This window comes from Pseudomonas sp. B26(2017) (assembly GCF_002113045.1).
GTDB lineage: Bacteria > Pseudomonadota > Gammaproteobacteria > Pseudomonadales > Pseudomonadaceae > Aquipseudomonas.
The window spans coordinates 19,470-32,983 of sequence record NZ_NEJJ01000003.1; the positions used below are offsets into that span (position 1 = coordinate 19,470).

The following is a 13,514-nucleotide window of genomic DNA, read 5'->3' on the forward strand; positions in this document are numbered from 1 at the left end:
TTTGTGAGGTAATCGACAGACGTAAAAAAGCCCGGCGCTGCCTGACAGCCCGGGCTTTCCAGTAACGCCACCCTCAGCGGGCGGCGCCGAGCTGGCCTTTTTCGTCGGAGAACACGATTTCAACCCGACGATTCTGTGCACGCCCGCGCTCGGAAGCGTTGGCGTCCACCGGGTATTCGTCGCCGTAACCTTCGACCTGAATACGCTTTTCGTCGATGCCCAGATCCGTCAACACGTCTGCTACCGACTGCGCGCGATCGCGGGACAGTTTGAGGTTTTCCTGTTTGCCACCGGTGCTGTCGGTGTAACCCTCGATACGCACCACGCGTTTCGGGTTGAGTTGCAGGAACTGCACGATTTTCAGCACAACGCGGTTGGCCGAGTTTTTCAGTTCGGCTTCACCGGTGTCGAACAGCACGTCACCCAGGGTCATCACCAGACCACGGTCGGTCTGGGTAGTGGCCAGTGCAACGATCTGCTCTTCCAGCCATTTACCCTGCTGTTGCACGCTCAGCAGTTTGGACTCGCGCAGTGCCAGTTGCAGGCGTTGGCGCTCCAGTTCCAGCTTCGCTGCGCGCTCTTCGTTGAGGACCTGATTGGTGTGCTCACGGGCAATTTCGCTGTAGCGCTGACTCAGGTAGGCGTAATGCACCACGTCCGAGCCGCTGCCCCAGTACGTCGACAGTCGATCGGCACGGGCCAGGGACTCGCCGGCACGAATCACGTCTTTCGGCGCGATGCGCAGCACGTTGGAATCCTCCTTGACCTTCTGGAAATCGGTGCTGGCCTGCTGCAATGCGGATTCGCTGTGCTGACCGGCGCAGCCGTAAAGGCTGGCGCAACCGGCAAGGAGCAGAGCGCCAATGGCTTTGGACTTCGGGCTCATTGGGCATCCCCCAGTTGCTTGCGCAGTCGGACGATGCGGGTATTGAGCACATTCACATGCTCTTCGCTCTTCTGGGTCAACACTTTGGCTTCCGCCAGACGTGCGTCGAGTTCGGCCTGTTCGAATCGCATTCGCGCATTTTTGTAAGACTCACCCGCCATACTGCCTTTGGCCCGGTTGAACTTGTCTTCTGCCAGTTTCATTTCCGGCACGTCTTCGGCGGTGGCGCCCACGGCTTTGGCTTGCTCAAGGGCCTGCTCGGTCAGGCGCATTTGTTCGTTGGGTGCCGGATCGCTCGCGCAACCGGCCAGGGCCAGAACGGCCATGGCCGCGAAAAGAAGTCGATTACTCACTAAGAATCCCTACTGTTTTGGGGCGCTGACAGGTGCTTGCGGTGGCTGTTGCTGCTGCGCCTTCCAGCGCTCGATGTTGCGTTGCAGCGCGGCTTCCGTCAGGCCGGATGCGGGCAATTCTGTCATCTTTTTGGCCAGCTGTCCGCGCAACCACGGATCGTTGCAGGCCGAGTTGTGCGAAACCGCCAGGAACAGACCAGGCCGATCGATAGGTTGTTCAAAGGCCAGTAGATCATTGGCCATACCCAGTGCCTGCGCGGCCGCCATGCCCGAATAGCGACCGGCCAGTACATATTCCACCTCGCCCAGCAGAAGTTTCTGAAACGCCTGGGTCAGGTTTGCCGTACGGCTCAGGGTCAATTGCTGCTCGGCGAAAGTGCCGAATGCCGGAGTCATTCGAGACTTTTCCGACAAGCCGCCGGTATGCCCGTGCAGATCAATGGCTTCGGTGTAAACCAGCGTCGAGCCTTTACGCGTCCATACCAGGTAATCGTTTTCCAGCAACGGCGGGTGAATGTAGTCGAAATTTTCCAGCTCATTGAAGGTCATCGGCGCGTCGGCCAGCATGTCCATGCGCCCGCTGCGCACTTCGTCGAGGGCCTGGGAACGCTTGCCGGCATACAGCAGTTCGACTTTGATGCCCAGATCCTTGGCCACCTGTTGCAACAGGTCGGCACTGGCACCGATCAGTTGTTTGGGATTCTGCGGATCCTGCCAGAGGTACGGCGGTGCATCCGGGCTGCCGGTCACGACGAGCCGCTCGCACTTGCCCGCCGCCACCGACAGGCCCGGCAACAATGCCAGCCCCAGCAACCACGAGCAGCCCAACCGACGATGCAGATCCATGGCGAAACGCTCCCACTCAAATCCGAGACAAAAAAAAGCCCGACCAAAAGGTCGGGCTCTTTATAAGTGAAGCAGCCGGATTAGACCAGCTTCTCCAGCTCAGGTACGGCTTCGAACAGATCCGCCACCAGGCCGTAATCGGCCACCTGGAAGATCGGTGCTTCTTCGTCCTTGTTGATCGCAACGATCACTTTGGAGTCTTTCATGCCGGCCAGGTGCTGGATCGCGCCGGAGATACCGACGGCGATGTACAACTGTGGCGCAACGATCTTGCCGGTCTGACCGACCTGCATGTCGTTCGGTACAAAACCTGCGTCGACCGCGGCGCGGGAAGCACCCACGGCAGCGCCCAGCTTGTCGGCCAGAGCGTACAGGTGCTTGAAGTTATCGCCGTTCTGCATGCCGCGGCCGCCGGAAACGACGATCTTGGCAGCGGTCAGCTCAGGACGATCGGACTTGGCCAGTTCCTCGCTGACAAAGCTGGAAGTGCCGGCGTTGTGAGCAGCAGCAACCGCTTCAACAGTAGCCGAACCGCCTTCAGCGGCAACCGGGTCGAAACCGGTGGCACGCACGGTGATCACTTTGATCGCAGCGGTCGATTGCACGGTAGCGATGGCGTTACCGGCGTAGATCGGGCGCTGGAAGGTGTCAGCGCTTTCTACCGAGATGATCTCGGAGATCTGGTCAACGTCCAGCTGGGCAGCAACGCGCGGCAGGATGTTTTTGCCGTTGGAAGTGGCGGCAGCCAGGATGTGGCTGTAGCCCTTGCCCAGTTCGGCAACCAGCGGAGCAACGTTTTCCGGCAGCTGATGCGCGTAGGCAGCATTGTCAGCGTTCAGGACTTTGCTCACGCCAGCGATTTTCGCAGCGGCTTCAGCCACGGCGCCAGCGCCCTGGCCTGCAACCAGAACGTGGATGTCGCCACCGATTTTGGCAGCGGCAGCAACGGTGTTCAGAGTGGCCGGGGCCAGCACTTTGTTGTCGTGTTCAGCAATAACCAAGATAGTCATTTAGATTACCTTCGCTTCGTTTTTCAGTTTCTCGACCAGTTCAGCCACCGACTTGACCTTGATGCCTGCGCTGCGTGCGGCCGGCGCTTCGACTTTCAGGGTTTTGTTGGTGGAGGCGGTGGAAACGCCCAAAGCGTCCGGAGTCAGCGTCTCGAGAGGCTTCTTCTTGGCTTTCATGATGTTTGGCAGGGACGCGTAGCGCGGCTCGTTCAAACGCAGGTCGGTGGTGACGATCGCTGGCAGTTTCAGGGAAACGGTCTGCGCGCCGCCGTCGATTTCGCGGGTCACGGCAACGCTGTCGCCGGAGACTTCGACTTTCGAAGCGAAAGTGCCCTGACCGTAGCCGCTCAGTGCAGCGAGCATCTGGCCAGTCTGATTGTTGTCGCTGTCGATGGCCTGTTTGCCCAGGATCACCAGCTGAGGCTGTTCCTTGTCGACCACGGCCTTGAGCAGTTTGGCCACGGCCAGGGAAGTCAGGTCTTCAGCGGATTCGACGAGGATGGCGCGGTCGGCACCCAGAGCCAGTGCGGTACGCAGCTGTTCCTGAGCAGTGGACGGACCGATGGAGACGACGACGATTTCAGTCGCAACGCCTTTTTCTTTCAGGCGTACGGCTTCTTCCACTGCGATTTCGCAGAACGGGTTCATCGACATCTTGACGTTGGCGAGGTCTACGCCGGAATTGTCCGCCTTGACGCGAACCTTGACGTTGTAATCCACAACGCGTTTGACAGCTACAAGAACCTTCATGGATTCCTCGTTACTCTCCGGTGAAAAGAAAGTCGCCTAGGCGAACCTGGCGGTTGATGCTCATCGGGCACAAGGGCACCTCTAAAAACGCCGGCTGAGCGGGATGACCGTTCGTCAGTCGTGACCGATGAGTCATGCCGCGCCGCGGTGTGTAAACTGCGCGCCAAACCTGCGCTGCGCATCACCGGTTACCGCCTACGCCCTGTCTTTAGAGGTGCTCTTGAAACCACCATTCAGCCTACGGCGAGCGCAAAACCGCCCGTATCTTGACCGGAACGCCCATTCTGGTCAATACGCCAAAATGCCCTGTCATAAGCCGCGCTTCTTTGATTTCTCTGGGCTGGAGCCGATTCAAACAAACGTTTGTATTGGACGCTAAGAGTGGTGTAGATATAATGCGCCGCCTAGAGAGAAAGGTGGTTTGCCCATTATTAGCCTTGACGTTAACGTAAAGGCAATAACGGATACGACACCGAACCTCCAAATTAGAAAAAAAACTGTTGAGCCTTGAGTAGGAGATAGCCTGTGGAACGCGAATACATGGAATTCGACGTGGTCATCGTCGGTGCCGGCCCCGCTGGCCTGTCCGCCGCCTGCCGTCTGAAGCAGAAGGCCGCCGAAGCCGGTAAGGAAATCAGCGTCTGCGTGGTCGAAAAAGGCTCCGAAGTCGGCGCGCACATCCTGTCCGGTGCCGTATTCGAACCACGGGCCCTGAACGAACTGTTCCCGGACTGGAAAGAACTCGGCGCCCCGCTGAACACGCCAGTCACCCGCGATGACATTTTCGTGCTGAAAAACGCCGAAAGCGCGCAGAAAATTCCTGACTTCTTTGTGCCCAAGACCATGCACAACGAAGGCAACTACATCATCTCCCTCGGTAACCTGTGCCGCTGGCTCGCTCAGCAGGCCGAGAACCTGGGCGTGGAAATCTACCCGGGCTTCGCCGCTCAGGAAGCGCTGATCGATGAAAACGGTGTGGTGCGCGGGATCATCACCGGCGACCTCGGTGTCGACCGCGAAGGCCATCCGAAAGAAGGCCTGTACACCCCGGGCATGGAACTGCGTGGCAAATACACGCTGTTCGCCGAAGGCTGCCGTGGTCACATCGGCAAGCAGCTGATCAAGCGCTACAACCTCGACAGCGATGCCGACGCCCAGCACTACGGCATCGGCCTGAAAGAAATCTGGGAAATCGACCCGGCCAAGCACCAGCCAGGCCTGGTGGTGCACACTGCCGGTTGGCCGATGGACATCATGGGCACCGAGAACACCGGCGGTTCCTTCCTCTATCACCTGGAAAACAACCAGGTTGTAGTCGGCCTGATCGTCGATCTGTCCTACAGCAACACCTACTTGTCGCCGTTCGACGAATTCCAGCGCCTCAAGCATCACCCGGTGTTGAAACAATATCTGGAAGGCGGCAAGCGCATCAGCTACGGCGCACGTGCGATCTGCAAGGGCGGCCTGAACTCGCTGCCGAAAATGGTGTTCAAGGGCGGCGCGCTGATCGGTTGCGACCTCGGCACCCTGAACTTCGCCAAGATCAAAGGCAGTCACACCGCAATGAAGTCCGGCATGCTCGCCGCTGAATCCGTGGCCGACGCGCTGTTCGCTGAAAAGGATGGCACCGAAGAACTGACCACCTACGTCGACGCCTTCAAGAAGAGCTGGCTCTACGAAGAACTGTTCGCCAGCCGCAACTTCGGCCCGGCGATCCACAAGTTCGGTGCCATCGTCGGCGGCGGTTTCAACTGGCTGGACCAGAACATCTTCGGCGGCAAACTGCCGTTCACCCTGCACGACACCAAGCCGGACTACGCCTGCCTCAAGCTCGCGGCCGACTGCAAGAAGATCGACTACCCGAAACCCGACGGCAAAATCAGCTTCGACAAGCTGAGCTCGGTGTTCATCTCCGGTACCAACCATGAAGAAGAACAGCCGTGCCATCTGAAGCTGACCGACCCGACCATCCCGTTGAGCCGCAACCTGCCGATGTACGACGAACCCGCGCAGCGCTACTGCCCGGCCGGCGTATATGAAGTGATCACCAAGGAAGACGGTGAGAAGCGCTTCCAGATCAACGCCCAGAACTGCGTGCACTGCAAGACCTGTGACATCAAGGACCCTTCGCAGAACATCACCTGGGTGACGCCGGAAGGCGCTGGCGGCCCGACTTACCCGAACATGTAAGTCGATCCGCTGAACATCAAGGCTCCCTGTATGGGGGCCTTTTTGTTGCCTGCGATTTGTAAAGGATCAAGCCGCCCGCTCATCCCCCGGACTACGCTCGAAATAGCGTTTGTACTCGCGACTGAACTGCGACGTGCTCTGATACCCCACCCGGTGCGCCACCTGCGCAACCCCCAATCCCTCGGCGATCAACAACGTCTGCGCCTTCAACAAACGTAAACGCTTCAAGTATTGCACCGGCGACAACAGCGTGCTGCGTTTGAAATGCTCATGAAAGGTCGACACGCTCATGTTCGCGCAACTGGCCAATGTCTCGACGTTCAACGGTTCGGTGTAGTGCGAGTGCAAATGGCTGATCGAAGCCGCAATACGTGCAAACTGCCCCTGCTGCTCCACCAATGCCCGCAACACATCGGCCTGAGGTCCGCGCAACGCGACGAACAACAATTCACGCACCCGCGCCGGCCCCAGAATCTGGCACTCCAGCGGATCGTGCAGACAACGCAGCAGGCGCTCGACGCAACCGCGCATCTCATCGTCAAGCACCACCGAGGTCATCGATTCCGGTGTCTGCGCCGGAATATGCCGCCCCGGCGCCAGCCCCATGGCCAGCACCAATTCACCGAGCAGCACCCGGTCGATCGCCACCGACACACCGAGCAACGGCGCATCCGGCAACGCATAGGTTTCGCACTCGAACGGCACCGGCAAGGCCTGGATCAGGTAATGCCCGGCGCCGTATTCCATGGTGCGAGGGCCGAGATACGCGAGCTTGCTGCCCTGAGCAATGATCAGCAGGCTCGGCTCATAAATATGCGGGCCACGGGCGACGTCGCAACTGGCGCGCAGCACCTGTACGCCCGGCAGCCCGGTCTGGCTGTAACCATCGCGCAGCGCCAGCGGTTCGATCAGCGAAACCAGGGTGGCGTTGGCATCAAGGTGACGGGTCAATTGCATCGGGTGGCTCTTCAGAAAAAATCACGGAAAAAGGGATAAAAGCATCATCGCAGATCCTTTTGCCAATGCGACCGATCAACCCCGCATGCCGGAGGATTAGGCATGACACCCGGAGGAATCGCCATGGCCGGACGACCGGACGGCGCCCAGAATGCGCCGCCTCACTTGTCACTGCTTTTGCGAGGTTTCACATGTACACCGCCATCGGCTATGCCGCTCAAACGGCCACCACGCCCCTCGCCCCGATGAAATTCGAACGCCGCAGCCCTCGGGCCGACGACGTCGCCATCGACATCCTGTACTGCGGCGTCTGCCACTCCGACATCCACCAGGCGCGCAACGAATGGGGCATCGCCGTTTACCCGTTGATGCCCGGCCATGAGATCGTCGGAAAAGTCACCGCCGTCGGTGCGAACGTCACCAAACACAAGGTAGGCGATCTGGTCGGTGTCGGCTGCATGGTCGATTCCTGCCGCACCTGCGAAGCCTGCCAGTCGAACCTCGAGCAATACTGCCTCGAAGGCCCGACCATGACCTATGCCACCCCGGACCGGGTCGACGGCAGCAACACCATGGGCGGCTATTCGGACAGCATCGTCGTCAGCGAACACTTCGTGGTGCGCATCCCCGAGAAACTGGATCTGGCAGCCGCGGCACCGATTCTCTGCGCCGGAATCACCACTTACTCGCCGCTCAAACACTACGGCGTGAAGCCCGGCGACAAGGTCGGGATTCTCGGCATGGGTGGCCTCGGTCACATGGGTATCAAGTTCGCCAAGGCCATGGGCGCCGAAGTGACGCTGTTCACCCGCTCGGCGAGCAAGGCTGAGGAAGGTCGTCGCCAGGGTGCCGATCACGTCATCGTCTCCACCGACGAAGAGCAGATGAAAGCTGCGGCCGGTCGTTTCGACTTCCTGCTCGACACCATTCCGGTGCAGCACGATCTCAACCCGTACCTCGACACCCTGCGCTTCGACGGCGTGCACATTCTGGTGGGTCTGATCGAACCGATCGATCCACCGGTCCACGCCGCCAAACTGGTATTGGGCCGTCGCGTATTGGCCGGCTCGTTGATCGGTGGCGTCGCCGAAACCCAGGAAGTGCTGGATTTTTGCGCCGAGCACAACATCAGCTGCGACATCGAAATGCTCGACATCCGCCAGATCAACGAAGCCTACGCGCGGATGATTGCCGGCGACGTGAAGTATCGTTTCGTCATCGACATGGCGACTCTGAAGCTCTGATTCAGACCTTCAAGCCAAGCTCTGCCGAAAGCCGGGCCGTGACCCCTTTGATCAGGGGAATCAGCTCGGCCATTTTTTCCAGCGGCATGTACGGCACGGTGCTGGCGATGCTGATCGCCGCGACGATGCGCTTGCTCGCGTCGCGGATCGGCGCCGCCACGCAACGGATCGACGGTTCGTTGTCTTCCAGATCGAACGCATAGCCGCCGGCCACGTACTCGGTCATCCGCTGCTCCAGCTGTTCCCACGACTGCTGGGGATGCTGCGGCCAGAACTGACTTTTCCCACCCGCCGGAAGGCTGATGTCGTACAGACGCTGCCAGTCCTTCGGCGCGTCATCCAGCATCAGCGCCTTGCCGATCCCGGTGCGCACCAGCGGCATGCGATGGCCGACCCGCGAGCGCATTTCCGGGCCGTTGCGCCCCGGATTCTTCAGCAGATAAAGCACCTCGTCGCCTTCACGGATTCCCAGGTGAACGGTATCGCCGGTCAGCGCCGACAACTCGTCCAGGTAAGGCCCGGCCAACGTCACCAGCGGTAACTCTTCGCGCGCCTGGAAACCCAGCTCAATCAATTTCGGCCCCAGCAGATAACCGACTTGCGGCACGACGCGCAGGTAGCGCTCGTCCACCAGACAACTGGCCAGACGATGAGTGGTGCTGCGCGTGGTGCCGATCAGGCGGGCAATCTCTTTGAGATCGCGGGCGCCACTGGCGACGGCCTGCACCACACCCAACCCGCGCAGCAGGGTCTGGGTGCCGGTCGGCGCGGCGTCCTTGGCGGTTTTTGGGGCGTCTTCCTGCATATCCAGCCTTTAGCGTTGAGCGAGGGAACGGGCGGCATTATGGTCGCCCGACATAGCCGACTACAACTCGATGCGTTCGACCTTGCCCACCAGCAGCACGTAGGACAAAGCACCGATCAATGCCAGAACCGCGATGTAGGTGATCGCCGGGGCGAACGAATCACCACTGGCCAGGAAGCCGATGACAATCGGCGTGGCAATCGCCGACAGATTGCCGATGAAATTGAACACCCCACCGGTCAAGCCGAGCAAGCGCGCCGGTGCCAGTGTCGAGACCAGCGACCAGGTGATCGACGCCAGCCCGTTGCCGAAAAACGCCAACGCCAGGAAGGCAATCACCAGCGGCGTCGACTCAACGAAGTTGGCGCCGATGATCGAGGTGGAAATCAGCAGCCCGCCAATGATCGGCAACTTGCGCGCAAACCCGACGGTGCAACCACGACGAATCAGGAAGTCGGAAAAGAACCCGGAGCACAGCACGCCGATGAACGCGGCGAGAAACGGCAGCGACGCCAGCAGGCCGGACTTGATGAAGTCCATGCCGCGATATTTCACCAGATAGGTCGGGAACCACGTCAGGAAAAACCACAGCGTCGAGTTCAGGCAGAACTGGCCGAGGTAGATCCCCCACAACTTGCGTTTGCTGAGGACGATGCCGAGATCGGTCCAGCTGAATTTCGCCTTCACCTTGGCAGTTTCGGCTGCGATATCCACCAGGCCGCCGCCCTCGCGAATCAGGTCGATTTCGCCTTGGTTGGCACCTTTGAAATCACGTGGTTCGCGATACACCGCGTACCAGATCGCCGCCCACACGATGCCCACCGCACCGGTCACGACAAACACCATGTGCCAGCCAAATTCATGTTGCAGCCACGCCAGCACCGGGGTCAGAAACGCCAGCCCGACAAACTGCCCGGAGGTGTAGAAACCGATGGCCGTGGCCCGTTCACGCTCGGGGAACCAGGTCGTCACCACGCGGCTGTTGATCGGATAGGCCGGCGCTTCCAGCGCACCGACCGCCATGCGCAGCACAAACAGCGCGATGAAACTGGCGGCGAAACCGAGCATCACGGTGGCCAGCGACCACAGCAGCAATGCGACGCTATAAAGGATGCGCGGCGGCACCCGGTCCACCAGCCAGCCGCCAGGGATCTGCATTGCGGCGTAGGTCCAGCCGAACGCCGAGAAGATCAGCCCGACGTGCACCGGGTCGATGCCCAGATCCGTCGTCAGTGCCGGGGCGGCAATCGACAGGTTGCTGCGGTCGAGGTAGTTGATGACCACGGTGATGAACAGCAACACCATGATGAAAAATCGTTTGCGGCTGGGCGTGACTAACGTCGCTTGCCCGGTGAGGGTTTGCGGTTGCATGGGGAGCGCCTCTTCTTATGTTTATTGAGGTCGAGGGTTGTTGGCGAGATCGTTCCCACGCTCCGCGTGGGAATGCAGCCCGGGACGCTCTGCGTCCCAAGAGCGGACGCAGAGCGTCCATTGAGGCATTCCCACGCGGAGCGTGGGAACGATCGCTTAGAAGGGAATCAGCGACTCACCACTCGGCAAAACTGCCATCGGCATGACGCCAGATCGGATTGCGCCAGCGGTGGCCGACCGCCGCGCGTTCGATGACGTATTCCTCGTTGATCTCGATCCCCAGTCCCGGGCCGTTCGGGATTTTCACAAAGCCTTTGTCGTAGTCGAACACCTGCGGATCCTTCACATAATCGAGCAGGTCATTGCTCTCGTTGTAATGGATGCCCAGGCTCTGCTCCTGGATAAACGCGTTGTAACAAGCGGCGTCCAGTTGCAGGCACGCCGCCAGCGCGATCGGCCCCAGCGGGCAATGCAGTGCCAGCGCCACGTCGTAGGCTTCGGCCATGTTGGCGATCTTGCGGGTCTCGGTGATGCCGCCGGCGTGGGACGCATCCGGCTGGATGATGTCGACGTAACCTTCGCTCAACACCCGTTTAAAGTCCCAGCGCGAAAACAGTCGCTCGCCGAGGGCAATCGGGGTGCTGGTCAGCGGTGCCAGTTCTTTCAGCGCTTCGTAGTTTTCGCTGAGCACCGGCTCTTCGATGAACATCAGCTTGTACGGGTCGAGCTCCTTCATCAGCACCTTGGCCATGGGTTTGTGCACCCGGCCATGGAAGTCGACGCCGATGCCGACGTTCGGCCCGACCGCATCGCGCACGGCGGCAACGTTGGCCAGCGCCAGATCGACTTTCTCGAAGGTATCGAGAAATTGCAGTTCTTCGGTGCCGTTCATTTTCACCGCCGTAAAACCACGGCCCACCGCCTCTTTCGCGGCCCGCGCGGTGTCCGCCGGACGGTCGCCGCCGATCCACGAATACACGCGGATCTTGTCCCGCACCTGACCGCCAAGCAGATCGCTGACCGACACACCGAGGGCCTTGCCCTTGATGTCCCAAAGCGCCTGGTCGATGCCGGCCAGTGCGCTCATATGGATTGCACCGCCCCGGTAGAAGCCGCCGCGATACAGCACGGTCCAGATGTCTTCAATATTGCGTGGGTCTTTGCCGATCAGGTAGTCGGACAATTCCTCAACCGCTGCGGCGACCGTGTGGGCGCGGCCCTCGACCACGGGCTCGCCCCAACCGGTCACGCCCTCGTCGGTTTCGACCTTGAGGAAGCACCAGCGCGGCGGGACGATGAAGGTGGTGAGTCTGGTGATTTTCATCTCTTGTCTCTCTTGTTGGATGCAGCGCACGCAGCGCCGGAAAAGTCTTAGTGAAGGGCTTTCCAGGCCGCCACGTAGGCCTTGGCATTGGCCGCCACTTGCTCAGTCGTCATGCCCGGTTTGAACAGCCCGGAGCCGAGGCCGAAGCCTTTGACGCCAGCGTCGATGAACGCCTGCATGTTGTCCGGCGTGATGCCGCCGACCGGCGCCAGAATCGTCCCGACCGGCAACACCGCCAGCCAGGCTTTCACCACCGCAGGTCCCATCTGCTCGGCCGGGAACAGCTTGAGAATGTCCGCGCCCTCCTCCAGTGCCGCGAAGGCTTCAGTCGGTGTGGCAACACCCGGCGACAGGTACAGCCCCGCCGCTTTTGCAGCCCGCAACACCTTGGCATCGTTGTGGGGCATGACAATGACCTGGCCGCCAGCCTCCTTCACCCGTTCGACCTGTTCCGGGGTCAGCACCGTGCCGGCACCGATCAGGCAATCGGCGGGCAGGGTCTTGCGCAGGGTGCGAATGCTTTCGTACGGCGCGGGGGAATTGAGCGGTACTTCGATGACGCGAAATCCGGCGGCATACAGGACTTCTCCGACAGCGGCGGCTTCCTGCGGATGCAGGCCGCGCAGGATCGCGATCAGACCGTTTTGCGCCAGTGCTTGCTTGAGCATGTCAGGCCTCCAGTCAGGGTTAACGGGGTGAGGAATCGATCAGTCCGGCGGCGAGCGCCAGTTGCCACAGACCACGCTCGGTGGCTTGCTCGGCCAGAGTCACCCGGGCGAAACCACAGGCGTCGAGGGCCCGGCTGTAACGGGCGCACAATTGCGCGTTGCCGATGAGGATGATCGAAGGAAGATGTGCGCTGTTGCGCCGGCGTCGTTGCACTGCGGCCAGCGCCGACAGTTCATGGCCGATCAACAGGCCGGACAGATAATCCGGTTGCGCGGTGGCGCTGAGTTCACCGGTCAGGCCCAGACTGCGGGCGCTGAACAGGGTCGACAGCACGCCTATCTCGCCCTCTGCCGACAACGCCACTTGCACGCCGCGATCAAATGCCTCGGCGTCGAACGTCGCGCTGTGCTGTTGGGTACGACCGAGAATGCTGTGTTCGCTGAGCACGGCGAACACTTCGCCGGTCATGAAGGTATCGAAACGGGTGATGCAGCCGTCGGCCACTTCCACCCATTTTGAATGACTGCCCGGCAGGCCGATCAGCAGATCATGGGTCGCCTCGAGCGGCAGATTCTGCAGGACGCCGAGGACCTGGGTTTCTTCGCCGCGCATCACGTTCGGCAGTGCCGAGCGCTGAATCACACCCGGCACGATATGCACATTTACACCGCGAAGACTGCGAACGGTTTGCAGGGATTTTCCGAGATCGGCCACATTGGCCGGCGTATCGCGGTAGGACGCTTCGCGCCAGCCCTGAGCGCTGCCGACCATGCCGCAGGCAATCACCGGCAAGCCGGGCTGCGCATCGAGCCAGTCGCCGCATGCCTCGTCGAACGCCAGTTCAAAACCCTCGGCGCATTCACGACCGTTGATGACCCGCGGCGTCTTCGGCAACTGCATGATCCCGAACGACAGCGACCGCTGCGCCAGCACCTGCCCGCCCGCCCCAAGTTTGTAAGCACGTAGTGAGGTCGTCCCCCAATCGAGCGCGATCAATTGCGCCAGCATCGCTTCACCTGTTTTGTTATTGGCAGTGAGTGAGCTGGACTATAAACCCGGGCAAAACAAAATCTCAATATATAAATATCATTCTCACATTATGGGATGAT

At 60.5% G+C, this 13,514-nt stretch carries 13 protein-coding genes; 2 read left to right on the forward strand and 11 right to left on the reverse strand.

The window, feature by feature from the left end; genetic code table 11:
• Positions 1 to 73: 73 nt before the first annotated feature.
• From CAF79_RS05295 to CAF79_RS05315, 5 genes are all read right to left on the reverse strand, one after another.
• Complete coding sequence (locus CAF79_RS05295) at positions 74 to 886, reverse strand: OmpA family protein (protein WP_085696960.1); 813 nt, start codon at positions 884 to 886, stop codon at positions 74 to 76.
• Complete coding sequence (locus CAF79_RS05300; protein WP_170929698.1) at positions 883 to 1,239, reverse strand: DUF4398 domain-containing protein; 357 nt, start codon at positions 1,237 to 1,239, stop codon at positions 883 to 885. The genes CAF79_RS05295 and CAF79_RS05300 overlap by 4 nt, the downstream gene beginning before the upstream one ends.
• A 9-nt stretch (positions 1,240 to 1,248) precedes the next feature.
• Complete coding sequence (locus tag CAF79_RS05305; protein ID WP_085696962.1) at positions 1,249 to 2,085, reverse strand: ABC transporter substrate-binding protein; 837 nt, start codon at positions 2,083 to 2,085, stop codon at positions 1,249 to 1,251.
• A gap of 80 nt (positions 2,086 to 2,165) precedes the next feature.
• Entirely contained in the window at positions 2,166 to 3,095 is a 930-nt protein-coding gene (locus CAF79_RS05310) for an electron transfer flavoprotein subunit alpha/FixB family protein (protein ID WP_085696963.1), read from the reverse strand.
• The gene (locus tag CAF79_RS05315) at positions 3,096 to 3,845 is read right to left on the reverse strand and encodes an electron transfer flavoprotein subunit beta/FixA family protein (RefSeq protein ID WP_007950859.1); all 750 of its coding nucleotides are present in this window, start codon (positions 3,843 to 3,845) and stop codon (positions 3,096 to 3,098) included.
• Between the two features lie 525 nt (positions 3,846 to 4,370).
• Here CAF79_RS05315 and CAF79_RS05320 point away from each other — a divergent pair.
• On the forward strand, positions 4,371 to 6,035 hold the full coding sequence (locus tag CAF79_RS05320; RefSeq protein ID WP_085696964.1) for an electron transfer flavoprotein-ubiquinone oxidoreductase: 1,665 nt from the start codon (positions 4,371 to 4,373) through the stop codon (positions 6,033 to 6,035).
• A gap of 66 nt (positions 6,036 to 6,101) precedes the next feature.
• Here CAF79_RS05320 and CAF79_RS05325 read toward each other — a convergent pair whose 3' ends face one another.
• Positions 6,102 to 6,992, reverse strand: a complete 891-nt coding sequence (locus tag CAF79_RS05325) for an AraC family transcriptional regulator (RefSeq protein WP_085696965.1) — start codon at positions 6,990 to 6,992, stop codon at positions 6,102 to 6,104.
• A gap of 191 nt (positions 6,993 to 7,183) precedes the next feature.
• On the opposite strand from CAF79_RS05325, the gene CAF79_RS05330 reads away from it, so the two are divergent.
• The gene (locus CAF79_RS05330) at positions 7,184 to 8,236 is read left to right on the forward strand and encodes an NAD(P)-dependent alcohol dehydrogenase (RefSeq protein ID WP_085696966.1); all 1,053 of its coding nucleotides are present in this window, start codon (positions 7,184 to 7,186) and stop codon (positions 8,234 to 8,236) included.
• Between the two features lies 1 nt (position 8,237).
• Here CAF79_RS05330 and CAF79_RS05335 read toward each other — a convergent pair whose 3' ends face one another.
• The 5 genes from CAF79_RS05335 to CAF79_RS05355 all read right to left on the reverse strand — a co-directional run bounded on the left by CAF79_RS05335 (position 8,238) and on the right by CAF79_RS05355 (position 13,413).
• The gene (locus tag CAF79_RS05335) at positions 8,238 to 9,041 is read right to left on the reverse strand and encodes an IclR family transcriptional regulator (RefSeq protein WP_085696967.1); all 804 of its coding nucleotides are present in this window, start codon (positions 9,039 to 9,041) and stop codon (positions 8,238 to 8,240) included.
• A 60-nt stretch (positions 9,042 to 9,101) separates the two neighbouring features.
• A complete protein-coding gene (locus tag CAF79_RS05340) occupies positions 9,102 to 10,412 on the reverse strand; it encodes an MFS transporter (RefSeq protein WP_085696968.1) in 1,311 nt (436 codons plus the stop codon).
• A gap of 175 nt (positions 10,413 to 10,587) precedes the next feature.
• Positions 10,588 to 11,736: a galactonate dehydratase gene (gene dgoD, locus CAF79_RS05345; protein ID WP_085696969.1), complete on the reverse strand. Its 1,149-nt coding sequence runs from the start codon at positions 11,734 to 11,736 to the stop codon at positions 10,588 to 10,590.
• Between the two features lie 47 nt (positions 11,737 to 11,783).
• On the reverse strand, positions 11,784 to 12,404 hold the full coding sequence (locus CAF79_RS05350; RefSeq protein WP_085696970.1) for a 2-dehydro-3-deoxy-6-phosphogalactonate aldolase: 621 nt from the start codon (positions 12,402 to 12,404) through the stop codon (positions 11,784 to 11,786).
• Positions 12,405 to 12,423: 19 nt separating this feature from the next.
• The gene (locus CAF79_RS05355; protein WP_085696971.1) at positions 12,424 to 13,413 is read right to left on the reverse strand and encodes a 2-dehydro-3-deoxygalactonokinase; all 990 of its coding nucleotides are present in this window, start codon (positions 13,411 to 13,413) and stop codon (positions 12,424 to 12,426) included.
• Positions 13,414 to 13,514: the final 101 nt, after the last annotated feature.